The following is a 17668-nucleotide window of genomic DNA, read 5'->3' on the forward strand; positions in this document are numbered from 1 at the left end:
GCCCCCGGTCGCACCGTGCGCGAGGCTTCGGCCCAGGTAATGGGCTCGCCGCCGTCCGGCCCGTCTGGCACCATCGGGCGGGTGAACCCGGTCGAGATCGCCTGCGACGAGTCGGGTTCGGAGGGGGAGAACCTCGTCGGCGGCGAAACGGACGTCTTCGCGCACGCCGGGATCCGGATGTCGCCGGAGCAGGCCCGGGCCTGCGTGCGGGAGATCCGGCGCCGCATCGGCTCGCCCGCCGAGGAGTACAAGGCCAACCACCTGCTGCGCGCCAAGCACCGGCCGGTGCTCGAATGGTTGCTCGACCCGGCGGGCCCGCTCGCCGGCCGCGGGCACGTCCACCTGACCGACAAGACCCTCTTCGCCGTGCGGGCCGCGGTGACGCTGCTGGCCGAGGGCGGCACCGACACCATGGCCCGCACGCTGCACCGCGGCGGCCGGGCGGCGTTCGGCGCTCGCTGGGACTTCTTCCTGGCGTCGTTCACCAGCGTGCTGCGGCTCAACCCGCGCCGCGGCGTGACGACGTCACCCGCCGAGTTCTTCGCCCTGGTCGGCGAGCTCGCCGAGACCCCGGGGGAGGCCGGCGAGATCATGAGCCGCTTCCGCGACGGCGGCGAACGCGTGGCCGCCTACCGGGCCCGGCTGGCCGAGGACCCGAGCGTCGTGCCGGTGCTGGATCCGCTGGTGCCCGCGGTGCTCCACACCATCCGGCACTGGAGCGCCGACGGCACCCCGGTCGCCGTGGTGCACGACGAGCAGCTCGCGCTGACCGCCGAGCGTGTCCTGCAGCTCAAGGCCACGCTCGGGCCCCGGCTGGCGGGGGTGCGGTTCGTCGACTCCCGGTCCGACGCCCGCGTCCAGGTCGCCGACTTCCTCGCCGGGGTCGCCCGGCGCATCGCCTCCGAAGAGCTGAACGCCCGCGGTGACACCACATTGACCGCGCTCCTGGAGTCCTTTGTGGACGCGGAGTCGGTCTGGGACGGCCCGTTCGTCAGCAGGTGACGACCGTGGCCGGTGACGTCGTGTTGTCGAGCCGCTTGACGTAAGCCGCCCCGGCACGCTGCGCGCACGCGGTTTCCTTGCCCGCGAAAGGACCTTCGTAGACGGCGTACACGTCGGCGCCGTTCACCTGCTGCCGCAGCGAGCCGCAGCCGGTGCTCGGCGTGTGCAGGTAGTGCGCGCCCGGGTGGGCGGTCAGGAACTGCTGGACGTCGGCGCGGTAGCGGGCCGGGGTGATCGCGGAGCCGAGCACCACGACGTAGGAGCCGTCGCACGCCGGGGTGCTCAGCGGGGTCGCCAGCCCGAGGTCGGCCGCCGGGACGACCGAGGTCTGCACGGTCACCTGGGTGGTCGTCACCGGCGGAGCGCTCGACGTCGGTGGCGGCGGCGGTGTCGAGGTGGGCGCCGACGGGCTGGGCGTCGCCCCGGCCTGGGACGACGACCGGTCGAGGAGGAACCACACACCGGCGGCCACCAGGGCGAGCACCGCCACCCCGGCGACCAGCCACGGCACCTTCGAACTCCGCGGGACGGCCGTGGCGGGCGGTGCCGTCCGGGTCGCCTGGCGGGTCGGGGGCGCGGGGGAGTGGACCGGGCTCGTGCCGCCGAGCGCGGCCCGCGCGGCGTCGGCCAGTTCCGTCACGGTTCCGAACCGCTCCGCCGGATCCTTCGCCATGCCTCGCGCGATGACGTCGTCGAACGCCGCGGGCAGGCCCGGCCGCACTTTGCTCGGCCGCGGGGGCGGCTGGTGGAGGTGGGCGCCGATCAGCGCCGCGGTGGTCGTCGCCGCGAACGGCTTGCTGCCGGTCAGGCACTGGTGCAGCACACAGGCCAGCGCGTAGACGTCGACGCGGTGGTCGGCCGGCGCGTCGGTGAACCGTTCCGGCGCCATGTAGTCGAGGGTGCCGACGGCGCCGCCGGTCGCCGTCAGCTCGGTGCTGAGCCCGGCGGCGCGGGCGATGCCGAAGTCCACGAGGTAGGCGAACCCGGTCGGCCCGACCAGCACGTTCGACGGCTTGACGTCCCGGTGCACCAGGCCTTCGGCGTGCGCGGCGGCCAGCGCCTGCGCGACCTGGCCGACGACGTCGACGGCGTCGGCCGCCGGCAGCGGCCCGCCGGCGGTGAGGCGGGTGCCGAGGTCGTCGCCCTCGACCAGGCGCATGTCGAGGTAGAGCCGCCCGTCGATCTCGCCGTAGGCGTGGATCGGGATGACGTGCGGCTCGCGCAGCCGCGCCACCGCGTGCGCCTCGCGCCGGAACCGCTCCTGGAACGCCTGGTCGGCGGCCAACTCGGGGGCGAGCAGCTTCAGCGCCACGACGCGGTCGTGGCGGGTGTCGTAGGCCCGCAGCACCTCGCCCATCCCGCCGCGGGCGATCGGCGACTCCACCCGGTACGGCCCGAACTGCCAGCTCACGCGCACTTCCTCCACTCCGTCACCGGGCGTGAGGAGACTACGCGATCCGGGCGGGTCCGGGAGCCGGTCCACTGTGGATCAGGCTCCCGGTCCGGCCGGGCTCAGGTCCGGGGCGTGCCGAAGTCCTGCGTCCAGTACGCCTTCTTGGCCGAGTCGACGCTGTAGGCGATGCCGATCTCGCGCAGCGAGCAGTCGAGGATGTTGGCCCGGTGCACCGGGCTGTGCATCCACGCGTCGACGACCGCGGTGGGCGTGCGCTGGCCGGCGGCGATGTTCTCGGCCCACTGCGCCCAGCGGTAGCCGGCGTCGGTGATCCGCGCCGCGGGGTTCTCGCCCTTGCGGCCGGTATGGCTGAAGTAGCGGTACTTCGCCATTTCGTCGTTGTGCGCCTGGGCGGCCACCGCGAGCTGCGGGTCGGCGGTGAGCGGCTTGCACCCGTTCTGCACCCGGTTGCTGTTGGTCAGCTGGAGGACCTGGGCGGGGTAGAGGTCCCCGGCGGACGCGGGGGCGGCCACCCCCGGGACGAGCGCCAGCGCCACCACGCCGCAGGTCACCATTTTCCGGAACATCACAACCTCCTCGATGGACGGTTTTCCCGACTCCCAAGGACTGCGCCGGGGGCCCGGGTGACCAAACCCGCCCATGGGGCGGATCCCGCCGCCACGGGCCGTGCCCGCGGCGGCCGGATCTTCACCGGAACCGGGAGCGGCGGCACCGGGCGGGTGGATCTCCGGGAAACCCTCGCCGACGAAGAGTCGCGGCCCGTTCAGCAGGTTCTCTGACTATGGTCAGGGAATGGACCGGGACCTGGTGGACGGCGTGCGGCGGTTCAACCGGACCGTCACCCAGCGGATCGGCGCGCTCGAGGACGCGTTCCTCGCCCGCGACCGGCCGCTCGGGCAGGCGCGCGTGCTGTGGGAGCTCGGCGAGGCCGGGTGCGACGTCCGGGAGCTGCGGGAACGGCTCGGCCTCGACTCCGGCTACCTCAGCAGGCTGCTGCGCGCGCTGGAGCAGGACGGCCTTGTCCGCGTCGAGCGCAGTGGCGAAGACGGCCGAGTCCGGGTCGCGCGCCCGACCGAGGCCGGGCTCGCCGAGCGCGTCACGCTGGACGAACTCTCCGACGCCTCGGCCACCTCGATCCTCGAACCGCTGTCCGAGGGCCAGCGCACCCGGCTCGTCGCGGCGATGGCCGAGGTCGAGCGGCTCCTGACGGCGTCGGCCGTCACGGTCGAGGCGCGCCTGCCCGGGCACCCGGACGCCCGGTTCTGCCTGGGCGAGTTCTTCGCCGAGCTGGCCCGGCGGTTCGACGGCGGCTTCGACCCCGCGCGCAGCACCCCCGCGGCCGACGACGAGATGACCCCGCCCGCCGGGGTGCTGCTGGTGGCCACCCTGCACGGCGAGCCGGTCGGCTGCGGCGCGCTGAAGTTCCACGGTGACGCGCCCGCGGAGGTCAAGCGGATGTGGGTGGCGCCGTCGGCACGCGGCCTCGGGCTCGGCCGGCGGCTGCTGGGCGAGCTGGAGGCGCGCGCGGCCGCGCACGGCGTCCGCACGCTGCGGCTGGAGACGAACCGCGCGCTCGCCGAGGCGATCGGCCTGTACCGCGCGGCCGGCTACCGCGAGGTCCCGGCGTTCAACGACGAGCACTACGCCCAGCACTGGTTCGAGAAGTCCACGTAGGCTGGTTCGGTGCGTACCCGGCCCACCCTGACCTGGACTTCGGCGGACGCGCCGCTGCCGCGGACGTCCAGCCTCGACGAGCTGACCGACGTCGTCTCCCGGCGGCGGGTCGCCGTGCTGAGTGGCGCCGGGCTGTCCACCGAGTCGGGGATCCCCGACTACCGCGGCGAGGGCGGCAGCCTGCGCCGCCACACCCCGATGACCTACGACGAGTTCGTCACCAGCGACGCCGGGCGGCAGCGCTACTGGGCCCGCAGCCACCTCGGCTGGCGCACGATCGCCCGCGCCGACCCGAACGACGGCCACCGCGCGGTGACCGCCCTGCGCGACGGCGGCTTCGTCGCCGGCGTGATCACCCAGAACGTCGACGGGCTGCACCAGGCGGCGGGCACCGCGGACGCCGTCGAGCTGCACGGCAGCCTCGACCGCGTGATCTGCCTCGGCTGCCGCCGCACCAGCCCGCGTGCCGAGCTGGACCGGCGGCTGCGCGCGGCCAACCCGGACTTCGAGGGCACCGCGACCCGGATCAACCCGGACGGCGACGTCGAGCTGCCCGAGGAGGTCGTGCGCCGGTTCAGCCTGGTGCCGTGCGCGGACTGCGTGTCCGGCGTGCTCAAGCCCGACGTGGTGTTCTTCGGCGAGAACGTGCCGCGCCCGCGGGTCGAGCAGTGCTTCCGGCTGGTCGACGACGCCGACGCGCTGGTCGTCCTCGGCTCGTCCCTGACCGTGATGTCCGGCCTGCGGTTCGTCCGGCACGCGGCGAACGCGGGCAAGCCGGTGGTGATCGTCAACCACGGCGAGACCCGCGGCGACCGCTACGCGACGGTGCGGGTGGACCGGCCGCTGGGCCAGGCCCTGACCGAGCTGGCGGACCGGCTGGACTGCCCGGTCAGCGGGGGTCCCGGCCGAACCGCGTGAGCAGCCGGTCCTGGCGCGACGCCGTCGATGCGACAGCTGGTTGCCCGGCGAAGAAGCGGTCCACCGCGAGCCCGGCGAAGATGTCGTCGTAACCGTCGTCGACCCACGCGACGAGGTCTGCGTCGAGCGTGTCGTCGGCGCCGAGGGCGCGGGCCAGGTCCCACGTGTGGACGACGCTGTCCGCGGTCCGCACGGCCAGCGCCTGCCGCCCGCTCAGCCGGCCCATCGGGTAGTCGACGACGCGGTCCAGCGCGCCGCTCCCGGCGAAGGCGTCCGCGCAGGCGGTGACGGACGCGGTGAACGCCGTGAGGGGGTCGTCGCCGAGCGCGTCCGCTTCCCGCTGGGCCAGGAACTCCTCGCGGGTCGCGCCGCGGACGAGCCCGACGTAGTTCAGGTTGCCGCGGGCCATGTGGTTGGCCAGCTGCCGGACGTCCCACTCGGTGCAGGGGGTCGGCGCGTGCCAGCCGCCGGGCGCCACCGTGCGGAGGTGGTGCTCAAAACCCTTGCTGGCAAGGAGAAACCGGTCCAGGAGCCCGGTGAAGGTGTCGGCCATGGCGCCCAGTCTGCCGGGCGCGCGCGGCGCGGGCAGGCGGGTTTCGGACACGGCGTCCGGTGGACGAACCGGCCCGGGCGGGTTGGGGGGAAACACGCCCGGGACGGCTCTGCGACGGACCTCCACAGCCAGTCGTTGCCAACAAGACGCCGCGGCCGTCCCGGGCGTTACAAGGTCTGCAACCCGTTCCACGACCAGCGCGGAACGGCCAGGTCAGCCGGTACTTCGCCGGGCGGTCCCGGGTAGGTGAGCACCTCGGCCACGGCCCACTCCATGTAGGACCGCAGCACGGCGCGGAACTCGGGATCGGCGGGCAGCTCCGCGTCGTCGGCGGCGTGCACGAAGCAGTCGACGAACCGGCGGCCGAGGTCGCTCATGTCGCCGTTGCCGGCGTGCATCCGGAGCATCGCCGAATGGTCCGCGCACTCGGTGGAGAACCGCGGCGGGCCACCCATGACCTCCGCCCAGTACCAGGCCAGCCGCTCCACGTGCTTCGGGTGCTGCCCCGGGTGGGAGAACGGGTGGTTCAGCTCGGGGTCGGCCAGGCAGCGTTCGTGGTGGGCGGCGGCCAGCGCGAGGAACGCGGGGTCCCCGCCGGCGAAGTCGTAGAGGGTCGGGCGCACGGGCCGAGCCTGGCACGCGCGGCCCGCGAACGCCAGGTCAGCGCGCGGCCGCGGCGGCGCGTTCCGCGGCCGGCGTGAACCCGCCGAACGCGTCGACGGCGTTGCGGACGTCTTCGGCGACGAGGTCGTGGTTCAGCATCCCCGCGGCGGCCGCGCCCTGCGCCGCGGCGATGATCACGGTGGCCCGCGCGTCCACGACGTTGCCCGCCGCCCACACGCCGGGGACGCTGGTCTGCCCGCCGGCGTCGACCTTGACGACGTCGGCCTCCACCGCGCAGCCGAGTTCGCGCAGCTGCGCGTCGTGCGGGACGGTCCGGGTGCGGATGAACAGCGCCACCCGCGGCACGAACCGGCCGCCCAGCTCGACACCGGTCATCGCGCCGTGCTCGCGGCGCACTGCGGTCACGGTCCCGTCGACGACCCGGATGCCCCGCGCGTCGAGCCGCTCACGGTCCTCTTCGGACGGTGGCGCGGTGTGGGCGAAGTACACGACGTCCGGCGACCACTGGCGGACGAGCAGCGCGTGCTCGACGCTCGCGGGCTCGGTGCCGAGCACCCCGAGCGGCTGGTCGCGCACCTCGTAACCGTGGCAGTAGGGGCAGGTGACCGCGTCGGTGCCCCAGCTTTCGCGCAGACCGGGGACGTCCGGGAGGTCGTCGTGGACGCCGGTGGCCCACAGGACGCGCCGCGCGCTCAGCTCGCGGCCGCCGGCCAGCCGCAGCGTGAACCCGGGCTCGAGGCGCTCGACGTCGTCGTCGATGAGGTCCACGCCGTAACCCAGGAGCTCTTCACGGCCGATCTTGAGGAGCTCACCCGGCGGGAGTCCGTCGCGGGAGAGGAAGCCGTGCATGTGGGCGGCGGGGGCGTTGCGCGGCGCACCGCCGTCGACGACCGCGACGCGCCGGCGCGCCCGGCCGAGCATCAGGGCGGCGTTGAGACCCGCGGCGCCGCCACCCACCACCACTACGTCGTACCTGCTGTTTTCGCTCATGCGCCCACCATGACCCGGGCGTCGCGAATTCGACAACAAATGTTGCCGTTTCCGGGACGAAGGAGTTTCCTGGAGGGCATGACGGACGCGATCAACCAGGCACTGGCCGAGGTCGGCCCCCGGCTCAAGCGGGTGCGCACGCAGCGGCGCGTCACCCTCGCCGACCTCTCGGAGGCGACGGGCATCTCGAAGAGCACGCTGTCCCGGCTGGAGGCCGGCCAGCGGAAGCCGAGCTTGGAGCTGCTGCTGCCGATCGCGCAGGCGCACCAGGTCCCGCTGGACGAGCTGGTCGGCGCCCCGGAGGTCGGCGACCCCCGCGTCCGCCTGACGGCCCGCCGCATCCCGCGTCACAACGGCGCGACGATGACGGTGCTGCCGCTGACCCGCCAGCCGGGCGCGCCCCAGGCGTTCAAGATGATCCTGGAGCCGGAGACGGGCGAGCCGGATCCCCAGGTCCACGAGGGTTACGAGTGGCTGTACGTGCTCTCGGGACGGCTGCGGCTGGTCCTGGCGGACCGCGACATGACGCTGGGCCCGGGTGAGGCGGCGGAGTTCGACACGCGGCTGCCGCACTGGTTCGGCGCGGTCGACGGTCGCCCGGCGGAGATCCTGAGCTTGTTCGGCAAGCAGGGGGAGCGGCTGCACCTGCGGGCCAAATCGCGTTAAGGACCTTCGACGCGGGTGATCAGCTGCTCGCTCCAGGCCCGGAGGGTCGCGGCGTGCTCGGGTGTCAGCGAGTCGAAGAAGAGGCGGCGGATGTTGCCCGCGTGGTGGGCGATGGCGTCCCGCGCGACCCGGCCGCCCTCGGTGGTCAGGCCGATCCCGGTGCGGCGGCCGGTGGCCCCGAACTGCGTCCGCTCCACGAAGCCGCGGTTCTCCATGCGGGTCAGCATGTGCGACACGCGGCTCTTCTCCCAGTCGAGCGACTCGACGAGCTCACTGACGCGCAGTTCGCGGCCGGGCGCCCGCCACAGGCTGAGCAGCACGCTGAACTCGGCCTTCGAGATGCCGCAGTCGTCCTGCAGGCCGCGGTCGAGTTCCCGGGCGAGCAGGCGTTGCGCCCGCATCCAGGTGTCCGGACCAGAACCTTGCTGCGTGGCGGAATGGTGGTCAGCATGGACCCGGCCGTCGGCGATCTCGCGCGGGGTGACGTGCTCATCGAGGACGGCCGGATCGCCGCGGTCGGCGCTGTGGTCGACGCGGCCGGCGCCGAGATCGTCGACGCCACGGGCAAGATCGTGCTGCCCGGCTTCGTCGACACCCACCGGCACACCTGGCAGACCGCGTTCCGCGGCCTCGGCGCGGACTGGACGTTCGACCAGAACCGTGTCGCCATGCACGGCGTGCTCAAACCGCACTACCGGCCCGAAGACGTGTACCTGGGCAACCTGCTCGGCCGGATCGAGGCCGTCAGTGCGGGTGTGACGACCTTGCTCGACTGGTTCCACTGCTCCGAGCGTCCGGAGAACGCCGACGCCGCGATCCAGGCGTTGCGGGAGGCGCCCGGCCATTCGGTGTTCTGCTACTGCACGGGAGTCGCGTCCGAGCTCGAGCGCGTGCGGTCGCTGGTGCCCGGCGACGGCATGGCGCTGGGCCTGCGCGGGCCCCAACTGACCACAATGGACACCACCGCCGACGATGTCGCACTGGCGCGGGAACTCGGGCTGCGGGTGAGCGTCCACGTGCACGGCGCCGCCGGCTGGCCCGGCGGCCGCCGTCCGATCGCCGAGATGCGTGCGCGAGGCCTGCTGGACGACCGCACGACCTTCGTGCACGGCAACGGCCTGTCCGACGACCAGGTGTCGATGCTGGCCGACGCGGGCTGCTCGGTGTCGATCAGCCCGGAGGTCGAACTGAAGATGGGCTTCGGTGCGCCCGAGACCGGCCGCGTGCTGGCCGCCGGGATCCGCCCGTCCCTGTCGGCCGACAACTGCCCGTCCGCGGGCGGCGACATGTTCGGTGCCATGCGCACGGCGTTCGCCGTGCAGCGCGGACTTGATGGTGCTCTGACGGCGCGGGACTTCCTGGAGTTCGCCACGCTGGACGGCGCCCGCGCGTGCGGCCGCGAGGCCCGGACGGGCAGCCTCACCGTCGGCAAGGACGCGGACTACGCCGAAGACCCGTCGATCTTCCCGGTGGGCAACGCGCCCGGCTCGATCGTCGCGGCCGGGCACCCGGGATTGGTGGACAGCGTGTTCGTCGCGGGTCGAGCGGTCAAACGGGATGGGCGGCTGCTGGGTGTGGACCTGCCGGGGTTGCGCGCGCGGGTGCTGGAGTCCCGGGACCGGATCGCCGCGGCCGCGGGTATCGCGGTCGACGGATCATGGACGCCGGCCGGGCCCTGACCCGGTTGGTGGTGCGTTCATCGCCGCCGTCAGGAACGTGATCGCCCAGCGCCGGGCCGCCGCCGGGGACCGTCCGGGCGGCGGCTGTCCATTGTGGACGTCGACGCGGTCCACCGCCGCCACCGCGAGGATCCCGCGGATCCGGAACCACAGCTCGTTCGCCGAAAGGCTGGGCAGCGCGTGTGCGAAAGCCGCCAGGTAGCGGTCGCGGACCGTGTCCTCGGCCGGGCCGGGCCACTCGCGCATCTCCTCGGCCGGGTCGCCGAGGATCCGCATGATCAGCCGGGACTTCCGGGCGCCGCCCTCGTCGCTCGCCGCCATCGCGTCGAACAACGGGCCCGCGAACGCCTCCACCAGCTCGGTGACCTCGGGGTCCGGCGTCCGGGCGAGCAACCGGTCGAGCGCGGCGGACTGCGCGGTGTTGATCGGCTCGACCACCCGGCGGACGACGGCGGTCAGCAGCTGCGCCTTCGAGCCGAAGTGGTACCCGACGGCGGCCAGGTTCGCCCCGGCGAGGTCGGTGATCGCGCGGATCGAGGCGCCGCGGAAGCCGCGCTCGGCGAAGAGGTGCTCCGCCGCGTCGAGGAGCTGGGTGCGGGTGTCCGGTGGCGCCACAGGCGTATCGTACAGACGTATGATTCAAACGAACGTATGAATGACGGACGGGATCACGATGAAACTGCTGGTCTACGGCGCCGGGGTGCTCGGCAGCCTGTTCGCCGTCCGGATGCACGAGGCCGGGCACGAGGTCGCGCTCCTCGCCCGGGGTGAGCGCCTGGCCGCCCTGCACCGGCACGGTGGGGTGCTGCTCGCCGAGGGGGACAGTGCGGAAGTCAGGCGGGTGCCGGTGCCGGTGGTCGAGCACCCGGACGGCGGGTACGACCTGATCGCCGTGATGGTCCGCGCCCACCAGGTGGACGCGGTGCTGGAGTCCCTCGCCGACGTCCCCGGCGACGTCCTGTTCCTGCTCAGCTGGGCAGGCGGCACGGAGCCGCTGGGCGCGGCGCTCGGCCCCGAGCGGGTGCTGCTCGGCGCGCCCACGGCCGGCGGCACGATGGACGGCGACGTGGTCCGCTACCGCGAGCCCAGCCTGCTGACTCGCCGCTTCCCCATGCCGGTCGGCGAACCCGGCGGGCGCAGCACGCCGCGGCTGGACCGGATCGTGCAGGCGTTTCGCGCCGCCGGGATCTACGCCAAGGCCGAGCCGCGGATGGAAGCCTGGCACCGGACGCACGCCGCGTTCGCGGTGCCGCTCGAGCAGGCGGCGCAGACCGCGGGCGGCCCCCTGGCGCTGGCCGCCGACCCGGCCGCCATCCGCGGCATGATCCGGCGCGTGCGGCAGTACCTGGCCGCGATGCCGGGACCGCCGGTCCCGCGCGGGTTCGTCGTGTTGCAGGTGCTGCCGGAAGTGGTGCTCGCGGCGGTGGTCCGGCGCTTCTTGCGGAGTTCGACGGCGGTGCACAGTGGACTCAGTACTGCGTCGCCCGCGGTGACGGCCGAATTGGAGCGACTGGCCGAGCAGTTGGGAGCTGGTGCGAACAGCTAGGGCCTGCAGCCTGATGTCCGCCCAAGCCGGGTTTCGGTAGTGTCTGACTCGCGGTGGCATCCGAACGCAAGCGGCTAGTGCTCCAGCGAGGCGGCCGCCCCGGTCAGCAGCCACTCGAGGCCGCGTTCGAAGCTCTCCGCCGGGTCGTCGTGGTCCAGCAGCCCGGTGAAGCCGGTGTCCGCGAGGTGGGGAAGCGTGCCCGCGTCGAGCTGGGTCCGGACGTAGTCCGTGGTGGCCTCGCGGCGTGCGGCGTTCGCCGCTTCCGTGGTGCGGCGGCGGATTGCGCCGGACAGCTCGGCCGCCACCTGGCCGAACGTGTAGGTGTCGACCGCGAGGACGAGCGCCCGCCGCGTAGCGCTGTCGGCGTCCAGCCCGCGGACCGCGGCGGCGGCTTCGTCCATGCGCTTGAGCGAGGCCGGGCCGATCGGGCAGCCGGCGTCCCGGGTGGCCAGCAGCCACGGGTGACGCAGCGCCGCGGCCCGGTTGGCGCGGGCCAGCACCCGCAGCGCCTCGCGCCAGTCCTCCGGAACCTCGCCGACCAGCGTCTCCTCGGCCGCGGCGTCGTGCATCAGCTCGAGGAGGTCGTCCTTGCTGCCGATGTGCGTGTACAGGCTCATCGGGCGGGCGTCCAGCTCGCCGGCGATCCGGCGGATGGAGACGGCGTCCAGCCCTTCGGCGTCGGCCACGGCCATCGCCGCCGCGACGATGCGCTCGCGGGTCAAAGGCGGCGGCTTCTCGGCTTCGCGAAGCCAGATCTGGGCGGGAGGACGTGGTGCAGGCACCGGCCGAGTCTAGCGAAAACCGCCCACGTTCGCGATACGGTGTCACGCGCAACGATACGGTGTACGGTCGAGTGATACGGCGTACGGAAGGTGAAGAATGTCGAGCATCGAGTGCTACCGGTTCGTCGAAGACGACCTGACCTCGGCCACCGGCGGCCTGTCCTGGCGGGTCGGGGAGTGGAACGGGGTGAGCGGGCCCGTCGCCTGCTGCGTGAGCGGGTTGCACGCGTCTCTGACACCGCGTGATTCCGTGCGGAACGTGTACGGCCGCCGGTGGTTCCGAGCGGAGGCTCGAGGCGAGTTCTCCCGCCAGGACACCAAGTTCGCGGCGAGCGAGATGAGGCTGGTCGAGGAGATCCCGCCCCTCGTGCTGCGACGCTTCGCGGTCCGTTGTGCAAGGCGCGGCCTCGAGCAGCGACACGGGATGGACGCGCGGATCCTCCGGTGCATCGAGGCCACCGAAGGGTTTCTCGACGGCGCGCTCGGCGAAGACGACCTTCTGGAAGCACGCCGAGCCGCCGGCGCCCTCGTCACCGACCCGTCCATCGGCCCCGACGGCGGGCGTGCCCTGGCTGCCGCGCTGTCCGCGTCCCGTGCCGCCGACGGGGACGCGGCGTCCTGGACGGCCGCCGCGGCGGGAGCCGCGCACGCGGCCCACCTCGCCGCGGACGCCATCGCCGCGGCCATGGCACTCACCTCGTCGTACGCGGAGGTACACAACGTGGCGAAAGGCTTCGCCGCCGCGAAAACCGCGGATCACGCCGCAGCCGCCGCGCACTCGGCCGCCGCTTCCGGTGCTGTCGCGCACGCCGCGGCGGTGGCCGCGGCGAGGGGTTCCTACGCGCCGGACACCGCGTCCGACGCGTATTTCGCGGCCTGGTCGGCGGCTGCCGCGCAGCAGGCCGACAGCCACTACCTGGCGCAGAACGCCGACCTGATCGAGCTGATCGCCTGAGGGCGTGACGCACGCCATCTGGACGATTCGTCCAGCGGCTATACAGTAAGTCCATGACGAGCGAACACCCTTACCCCGCCGCCTTCCGCAGTGGCGATCTGGTCTCCGTCTCGGGACGGCTCGGCGTGACCGAGACCGGCGAACTGGTGCCCGGCGGGTTCGACGCCGAATGCGTGCAGGCTTTCGACAATCTCGACGCCGCACTGAAGTCGGTGGGCGCGAACCGGGCCGACGTGGTCAAGGTCGTGGCCTACCTGACCGACATCGCCGATCGTCCCGGTCTCAACGCCGTCTACGAGCGGTTCTTCGCCGAACCCCGGCCCGCGCGTACCTGCGTCGGAGTGGCGTCGCTGCCTTACGGTGCCGTCGTCGAGGTCGAAGCGCTGGCGCGCGATGTCTGAGCAGGACGCGATCCTCGCGGCGCTCGCCCCGGTCGCCGACGGCATCGCCGCGACCCTCGGCTCGTTCTGCGAGGTCGTCGTGCACGACTTCCGGCGGCCGGACGCCTCCGTCGTCGCGATCGCCGGCTCGGTCACCGAACGGACCGTGGGCGGCTCGATGAGCGAGATCGGCATGGGCCTGCTCGCCCGGGGTGACGCCGCCGAGGACCAGCTGAACTACCTCACCCGCACCGCTTCCGGGAAACTGGTGAAATCGTCGACGATGCTGGTCCGCGACAGCGGGGGCTCGGTGTTCGGCGCGCTGTGCGTGAACCTCGACGTCACCGCGCTGGGCCAGCTGCGGACCCTCGTCGGCGAGCTGGCCGACGTCGGCACGACCGCCGAGACGCCGACGACCACCTTCGGCGACGACGTCGACGCCGTGATCGACGCGATCGTCGACGAGCACCAGCTGCGCCTGAACAAACCGTGGTCCGCGCTCAGCCGCGACGAACGGCTCGACCTGTTCCGCAGCCTGCAGGACCGCGGTGTCTTCGCTGTCCGGCGAGCGGTGCCGCAGGTCGCCGCCCGCATCGGGATTTCCCGCGCCTCCGCCTACAACTACCTCTCCGACATCCGCGCCCAAGGAGCACCATGACCGTGACCCTCGACGACATCCGTGACGCCGCCGCTCGCCTGGCCGGTGTCGCGCACCGGACGCCGGTCGTGCGCTCGCGCACCCTCGACGACCTAGTCGGCGCCGAAGTGCTGATCAAGTGCGAGAACCTGCAGCGCATCGGCGCCTTCAAGTTCCGCGGCGCGTACAACGCCGTCTCCCGCCTGACGCCGGAGCAGCTGGCCAAGGGCGTCGCCGCCTACTCCTCGGGCAACCACGCCCAGGCCGTCGCGCTCGCCGCGCGCGAACTCGGGAGCAGCGCGGTGATCCTGGTCCCGGAGGACACCCCGAGGTCCAAAGTGGACGCGACGCGGGGCTACGGCGCCGAGATCGTCACCTACGACCGCTACACCGGCGACCGGGTCGCGATCGGCCAGGCGCTGGCCGCCGAGCGCGGGCTGGCGCTCATCCCGCCCTACGAGCACCCGCACGTCATCGCCGGCCAGGGCACCGCGGCCCTGGAACTGCTGGAGGACGCGGGGTCGCTGGACACCCTGGTCGTCCCGGTCGGCGGTGGTGGCCTCATCGCCGGCAGTTCGACGGCCGCGAAGGCGCTGCAGCCCGGGATCCGGGTCGTCGGCGTCGAACCCGCCGCGGGTGACGACACCAAGCGGTCCCTGGCCGCCGGGGAACGCGTCGCGATCCCCGTGCCTCGCACCATCGCCGACGGCCAGGCCGCCGAGATCCCCGGCGAGCTCACGTTCTCCATCAACCGGCACCTGGTCGACGAGATCGCGCTGGTCACCGACGACGCCATCCGCGAGGCGATGCGGTTCCTGTTCGAGCGGCTGAAGCTCGTCGTCGAACCCAGTGGCGCGACGGGCATCGCCGCGCTGCTCAGCGGGCAGGTGACGGCGCCGGGCCGGGTCGGCGTGATCATCAGCGGCGGCAACGTCAGCCCCGAGCGGTTCGCGGAGCTGATCGGCGGCCGGTGACCTGACAAGAGCGGACAGGATCTTCGCCGTCCCCCTCCGCCGGCGGGATTCCGTGGTGCAATGGGCTTTCGGTCCGGCGGGGCCCGGCACCGGGGAAGGTGCACGGCATGAGGCACACACGTACGGCCGGTCGGCGCATCGCTCTTGTACTCCTGGCGTTGACGACCGCGTGCGGCGTCGTGGCCGGGGCCGCGCCGGTCACGGCCGCCGCGGTCGCGACACCGTCGCTCGAGTTCGCGAACCCCGGCAGCCAGGCCCTGTTCGGCACCGCCTACGCGGCCGCGCTGGACAACCTGCTGCGCACCAACACCATCGCCTATGACGCCCGGTACAACAAGAGCGGCCTGCTCGACCCGGCCGTCGGCATCGTCCGTGCCGGCGGCGGGTACGACCAGCCCTGGACCCGCGACGCGTCGATCAACAGCTGGAACGCGACGAGCCTGCTCTCCCCGGCGCTGGCGAAGAACACGCTCTGGGCGGTCGTCGACAAGGACACCGCCGGTGCCCTGCGCGTGCAGCAGGACGACCAGCAGTGGGACCAGGTCGTCTGGGTCAGTGCCGCGTGGAACCACTACCTGGTCACGGGCGACCGGCAGTTCCTCGACAACGCCTACCGCGCCGCGGGGACCACCCTGACCATCCGGGAACACGCCACCACGGCGGGCTTCAACGCGACGTACGGCCTGTTCACCGGCCCGTCGTTCTTCAACGACGGCATCGCCGGTTACCCAGCGCCGCCCGCCGACGCGACCGAGTCGGTGAGCACGGGCAGCTCGCCGTGGCCGGGTGTCGCGAGCGGGATGTACCTGAGCACCAACGAGGTCTACTACGCCGCCTACGTCAACGCGGCGAACATGGCCGAGCGGCTCGGGCGTCCCGCGGCCGAGGTCGCCGGTCTCCGTACCAAGGCCGCGGCGCTGAAAACGGCCATCAACAACCACTTCTGGAACCGCGCGACCGGCACGTACAACTACCAGCTGCTCGCCGACGGGTCGGCCGGTGCCTACCAGGAGGGCACCGGGCTGGCGTTCGCGATCCTCTTCGGCGTCGCGGACCCGGCCCAGGCCCGGTCGATCCTCGCGCACGCCCGCGAGATGACCTGGGGCATGCCTGACACCTACCCGCACTGGGACCGGTATTCCGCCGCCCAGCCGGGTCGGCACAACGGGATCGTCTGGCCGCTCGTGCAGGGCCTGTGGGCCAAAGCGCTGGCCCGGCAGGGCGATCAGAACGGGTTCGCCTCGGAAACCGCGCGCCTGGCGAAACTCGCCACCGGCAACAGCGGGTTCTGGGAGATCTACAACGGGGACACCGGCGTCGTCGACGGCGGTTACCAGCGGCTGGGCGACACGGTGAAGTTCCACTGGGGTTCCCAGCCCGACCAGACCTGGTCGGCCACCGCGTTCCTCGACATGGTCCACACGGGACTGTTCGGGCTGAGTTTCACCGACGGCGGCCTCGCGTTCGCGCCGGACCTGCCCGCGGGCTGGGGTGACGTCACCCTGCGGAACCTGCGGTACCGCGCGGCGGACCTGACGATCGCGCTGCACGGGTCGGGCACCACGGTCGGCTCGTTCACGCTCGACGGCCGGGCCGTCCCCGGCAACACCGTCCCGGCCACGCTCACCGGCTCGCACCGCGTCGAGATCACCCTCACCGGCGCGACCGGCGGCGACCGGGACGGCGATCGGGTGCCCGACGCGCAGGACCGCTGCGCCGACACCGCGGGCACCGTCGCCGGCTGTCCCGCCCCCGGTCACCTCGAAGCCGAGGACGCGTACAACACCGGCGGGGTCAAGACGAACGTCAACCACACGGGCTACTCCGGCCGCGCGTTCCTCGACGGGCTCTGGGCCCAGGGCGCCGAGTCGTCGTTCACGCTGCACCGCGCGTCGGACGGCGCCACGACCGGTGCGGTCACCCTGCGGTACGCGAACGCCAACAACGACACGCGCACGATGACACTTTCGGTGGACGGCCGGGCGGTCCGGCAGGTGAGCTTCCCGAAGGTCTCCGGCAGCTGGGACGACTGGGGGACGGCGACCTTCGCCGACGTCCCCCTGACCGGCCGCGACCCGGTGGTGACGTTGTCCTACGCCGCGGGCGACACCGGCTCGATCAACCTCGACTGGCTGGAGTACCACGGCTCCTGAGGCTCTTTCGTTTGGCGCCCGGGGTCGCGGGTACCTGGACAGGAGACGGCGAGCTCGGCCGCGTTCGAGCTCAGGCGCAGTGGCCTCGACGGCCCGCGACCGCCGCGGCCACCAGCTACCCCTCGGTCGAGGGAAATTGAGGAGCCATTTCATGGCGAACAAGGAAGAAGACGTCATCGGTTTGCTGAAGCGGCAACACCGGGAGATCGGCGAGATGTTCACCGAGCTCGAGACCGCGAAGGGCGACCGGCGCACGGAGGTCTTCCGCTCGCTCGTGCGCCTGCTGGCGGTGCACGAGACCGCGGAGGAGGAGGTCGTGCACCCCGAGATCCGCGACCTGGAACCGGCGGCGGAGTCCGTGGTCGAGGCCCGGCTGGGGGAGGAGCACCGGGCCAAGGAGCTGCTGACGACGTTGCAGTCGATGGGCCCCGACGCCGAAGGCTTCGACACGCTGCTCGGCCAGCTGCGCGAGGACGTGCTGGCGCACGCGAAGCGCGAGGAACGGCACGAATTCCCGTTCCTGCGCGCGCACCACACCCCGGAGCGGCTGCGGGCGATGGCGGTGACCGTCCGGCTGGCCGAGGCGGTGGCGCCGACCCGGCCGCACGCGGGTGTGGAGAGCGCGAAGGCGAACCTGCTGCTGGGCCCGCCGGCGGCGATCATGGACCGGGCTCGCGACGCCATCCGGACCGCGCTCGGCAAGTGATCGGTTTGACGGCGT

General features: G+C 73.0%; 20 protein-coding genes. 12 read left to right on the forward strand and 8 right to left on the reverse strand.

Features of this window, described 5'->3' with window-relative positions; genetic code table 11:
• Window positions 1–81 precede the first annotated feature (81 nt).
• Window positions 82–1002, forward strand: a complete 921-nt coding sequence (locus ACIOD2_RS01025; RefSeq protein WP_400532862.1) for a DUF3800 domain-containing protein — start codon at window positions 82–84, stop codon at window positions 1000–1002.
• Here ACIOD2_RS01025 and ACIOD2_RS01030 read toward each other — a convergent pair.
• A complete protein-coding gene (locus tag ACIOD2_RS01030; RefSeq protein ID WP_400532864.1) occupies window positions 992–2413 on the reverse strand; it encodes a serine/threonine-protein kinase in 1422 nt (473 codons plus the stop codon). The two genes, ACIOD2_RS01025 and ACIOD2_RS01030, sit on opposite strands and share 11 nt — an antisense overlap.
• Window positions 2414–2514: 101 nt before the next feature.
• Window positions 2515–2982 carry a CAP domain-containing protein gene (locus ACIOD2_RS01035; protein ID WP_400532866.1) on the reverse strand — a complete coding sequence of 156 codons (468 nt, stop codon included), beginning with the start codon at window positions 2980–2982 and terminating at the stop codon, window positions 2515–2517.
• A gap of 226 nt (window positions 2983–3208) precedes the next feature.
• On the opposite strand from ACIOD2_RS01035, the gene ACIOD2_RS01040 reads away from it, so the two are divergent.
• Together ACIOD2_RS01040 and ACIOD2_RS01045 are read left to right on the forward strand one after the other, a co-directional pair.
• Window positions 3209–4090 (forward strand): GNAT family N-acetyltransferase, encoded by an 882-nt coding sequence (locus ACIOD2_RS01040; protein WP_400532868.1) that lies wholly within the window; start codon window positions 3209–3211, stop codon window positions 4088–4090.
• Window positions 4091–4099: 9 nt separating this feature from the next.
• Window positions 4100–5008, forward strand: coding sequence for an NAD-dependent protein deacetylase (locus ACIOD2_RS01045; protein WP_400532870.1), 909 nt, complete (start codon window positions 4100–4102; stop codon window positions 5006–5008).
• Here ACIOD2_RS01045 and ACIOD2_RS01050 read toward each other — a convergent pair.
• From ACIOD2_RS01050 to ACIOD2_RS01060, 3 genes are all read right to left on the reverse strand, one after another.
• Entirely contained in the window at window positions 4980–5561 is a 582-nt protein-coding gene (locus ACIOD2_RS01050; RefSeq protein ID WP_400532872.1) for a TIGR03086 family metal-binding protein, read from the reverse strand. The genes ACIOD2_RS01045 and ACIOD2_RS01050 overlap by 29 nt on opposite strands.
• Window positions 5562–5728: 167 nt before the next feature.
• Window positions 5729–6184, reverse strand: coding sequence for a group II truncated hemoglobin (locus tag ACIOD2_RS01055; protein ID WP_400532874.1), 456 nt, complete (start codon window positions 6182–6184; stop codon window positions 5729–5731).
• A 37-nt stretch (window positions 6185–6221) separates the two neighbouring features.
• Complete coding sequence (locus ACIOD2_RS01060) at window positions 6222–7175, reverse strand: NAD(P)/FAD-dependent oxidoreductase (RefSeq protein WP_400532876.1); 954 nt, start codon at window positions 7173–7175, stop codon at window positions 6222–6224.
• 78 nt (window positions 7176–7253) lie between these two features.
• On the opposite strand from ACIOD2_RS01060, the gene ACIOD2_RS01065 reads away from it, so the two are divergent.
• On the forward strand, window positions 7254–7841 hold the full coding sequence (locus tag ACIOD2_RS01065; protein WP_247052756.1) for a helix-turn-helix domain-containing protein: 588 nt from the start codon (window positions 7254–7256) through the stop codon (window positions 7839–7841).
• On the opposite strand, the gene ACIOD2_RS01070 is transcribed toward ACIOD2_RS01065, so the two are convergent.
• Window positions 7838–8242 carry a MarR family winged helix-turn-helix transcriptional regulator gene (locus ACIOD2_RS01070; RefSeq protein WP_400532878.1) on the reverse strand — a complete coding sequence of 135 codons (405 nt, stop codon included), beginning with the start codon at window positions 8240–8242 and terminating at the stop codon, window positions 7838–7840. The two genes, ACIOD2_RS01065 and ACIOD2_RS01070, sit on opposite strands and share 4 nt — an antisense overlap.
• A gap of 21 nt (window positions 8243–8263) precedes the next feature.
• Here ACIOD2_RS01070 and ACIOD2_RS01075 point away from each other — a divergent pair, with 21 nt between their 5' ends.
• Window positions 8264–9520: an amidohydrolase family protein gene (locus ACIOD2_RS01075; protein ID WP_400532880.1), complete on the forward strand. Its 1257-nt coding sequence runs from the start codon at window positions 8264–8266 to the stop codon at window positions 9518–9520.
• Here the strand turns inward: ACIOD2_RS01075 and ACIOD2_RS01080 are convergent.
• Entirely contained in the window at window positions 9497–10135 is a 639-nt protein-coding gene (locus ACIOD2_RS01080) for a TetR/AcrR family transcriptional regulator (RefSeq protein WP_400532882.1), read from the reverse strand. The two genes, ACIOD2_RS01075 and ACIOD2_RS01080, sit on opposite strands and share 24 nt — an antisense overlap.
• A 40-nt stretch (window positions 10136–10175) precedes the next feature.
• Between ACIOD2_RS01080 and ACIOD2_RS01085 the strand changes: the two genes are divergently transcribed.
• The gene (locus ACIOD2_RS01085; RefSeq protein ID WP_400532884.1) at window positions 10176–11066 is read left to right on the forward strand and encodes a ketopantoate reductase family protein; all 891 of its coding nucleotides are present in this window, start codon (window positions 10176–10178) and stop codon (window positions 11064–11066) included.
• 74 nt (window positions 11067–11140) lie between these two features.
• Here the strand turns inward: ACIOD2_RS01085 and ACIOD2_RS01090 are convergent, their stop codons facing one another.
• The gene (locus ACIOD2_RS01090; protein WP_400532885.1) at window positions 11141–11848 is read right to left on the reverse strand and encodes a TetR/AcrR family transcriptional regulator; all 708 of its coding nucleotides are present in this window, start codon (window positions 11846–11848) and stop codon (window positions 11141–11143) included.
• A 97-nt stretch (window positions 11849–11945) separates the two neighbouring features.
• Here ACIOD2_RS01090 and ACIOD2_RS01095 point away from each other — a divergent pair, with 97 nt between their 5' ends.
• The 6 genes from ACIOD2_RS01095 (at window position 11946) to ACIOD2_RS01120 (ending at window position 17653) form a co-directional block, all read left to right on the forward strand.
• Complete coding sequence (locus tag ACIOD2_RS01095) at window positions 11946–12803, forward strand: hypothetical protein (protein WP_400532887.1); 858 nt, start codon at window positions 11946–11948, stop codon at window positions 12801–12803.
• Window positions 12804–12856: 53 nt separating this feature from the next.
• Entirely contained in the window at window positions 12857–13204 is a 348-nt protein-coding gene (locus tag ACIOD2_RS01100) for a RidA family protein (RefSeq protein ID WP_400532889.1), read from the forward strand.
• Complete coding sequence (locus ACIOD2_RS01105; RefSeq protein ID WP_400532891.1) at window positions 13197–13841, forward strand: transcriptional regulator; 645 nt, start codon at window positions 13197–13199, stop codon at window positions 13839–13841. The genes ACIOD2_RS01100 and ACIOD2_RS01105 overlap by 8 nt, the downstream gene beginning before the upstream one ends.
• On the forward strand, window positions 13838–14794 hold the full coding sequence (locus tag ACIOD2_RS01110; RefSeq protein WP_400532893.1) for a pyridoxal-phosphate dependent enzyme: 957 nt from the start codon (window positions 13838–13840) through the stop codon (window positions 14792–14794). The genes ACIOD2_RS01105 and ACIOD2_RS01110 overlap by 4 nt, the downstream gene beginning before the upstream one ends.
• Window positions 14795–14901: 107 nt before the next feature.
• Window positions 14902–16947, forward strand: a complete 2046-nt coding sequence (locus tag ACIOD2_RS01115) for a glycosyl hydrolase family 65 protein (RefSeq protein WP_400532895.1) — start codon at window positions 14902–14904, stop codon at window positions 16945–16947.
• A gap of 151 nt (window positions 16948–17098) precedes the next feature.
• Window positions 17099–17653: a hemerythrin domain-containing protein gene (locus ACIOD2_RS01120; RefSeq protein WP_400532897.1), complete on the forward strand. Its 555-nt coding sequence runs from the start codon at window positions 17099–17101 to the stop codon at window positions 17651–17653.
• Window positions 17654–17668: the final 15 nt, after the last annotated feature.

Origin of the sequence: Amycolatopsis sp. NPDC088138 (genome assembly GCF_044741685.1) — a bacterium.
Classification (GTDB): Bacteria; Actinomycetota; Actinomycetes; order Mycobacteriales; family Pseudonocardiaceae; genus Amycolatopsis.

What these genes read in the sequence shown, in the direction of transcription:
- ACIOD2_RS01035 (WP_400532866.1), bottom strand. Translation starts at nt 2,982, where the DNA reads ATGTTCCGGAAAATGGTGACCTGCGGCGTGGTGGCGCTGGCGCTCGTC.
- ACIOD2_RS01040 (WP_400532868.1), top strand. Translation starts at nt 3,209, where the DNA reads ATGGACCGGGACCTGGTGGACGGCGTGCGGCGGTTCAACCGGACCGTC.
- ACIOD2_RS01050 (WP_400532872.1), bottom strand. Translation starts at nt 5,561, where the DNA reads ATGGCCGACACCTTCACCGGGCTCCTGGACCGGTTTCTCCTTGCCAGC.
- ACIOD2_RS01060 (WP_400532876.1), bottom strand. Translation starts at nt 7,175, where the DNA reads ATGAGCGAAAACAGCAGGTACGACGTAGTGGTGGTGGGTGGCGGCGCC.
- ACIOD2_RS01065 (WP_247052756.1), top strand. Translation starts at nt 7,254, where the DNA reads ATGACGGACGCGATCAACCAGGCACTGGCCGAGGTCGGCCCCCGGCTC.
- ACIOD2_RS01070 (WP_400532878.1), bottom strand. Translation starts at nt 8,242, where the DNA reads ATGCGGGCGCAACGCCTGCTCGCCCGGGAACTCGACCGCGGCCTGCAG.
- ACIOD2_RS01085 (WP_400532884.1), top strand. Translation starts at nt 10,176, where the DNA reads ATGACGGACGGGATCACGATGAAACTGCTGGTCTACGGCGCCGGGGTG.
- ACIOD2_RS01095 (WP_400532887.1), top strand. Translation starts at nt 11,946, where the DNA reads ATGTCGAGCATCGAGTGCTACCGGTTCGTCGAAGACGACCTGACCTCG.
- ACIOD2_RS01100 (WP_400532889.1), top strand. Translation starts at nt 12,857, where the DNA reads ATGACGAGCGAACACCCTTACCCCGCCGCCTTCCGCAGTGGCGATCTG.
- ACIOD2_RS01105 (WP_400532891.1), top strand. Translation starts at nt 13,197, where the DNA reads ATGTCTGAGCAGGACGCGATCCTCGCGGCGCTCGCCCCGGTCGCCGAC.
- ACIOD2_RS01110 (WP_400532893.1), top strand. Translation starts at nt 13,838, where the DNA reads ATGACCGTGACCCTCGACGACATCCGTGACGCCGCCGCTCGCCTGGCC.
- ACIOD2_RS01115 (WP_400532895.1), top strand. Translation starts at nt 14,902, where the DNA reads ATGAGGCACACACGTACGGCCGGTCGGCGCATCGCTCTTGTACTCCTG.
- ACIOD2_RS01120 (WP_400532897.1), top strand. Translation starts at nt 17,099, where the DNA reads ATGGCGAACAAGGAAGAAGACGTCATCGGTTTGCTGAAGCGGCAACAC.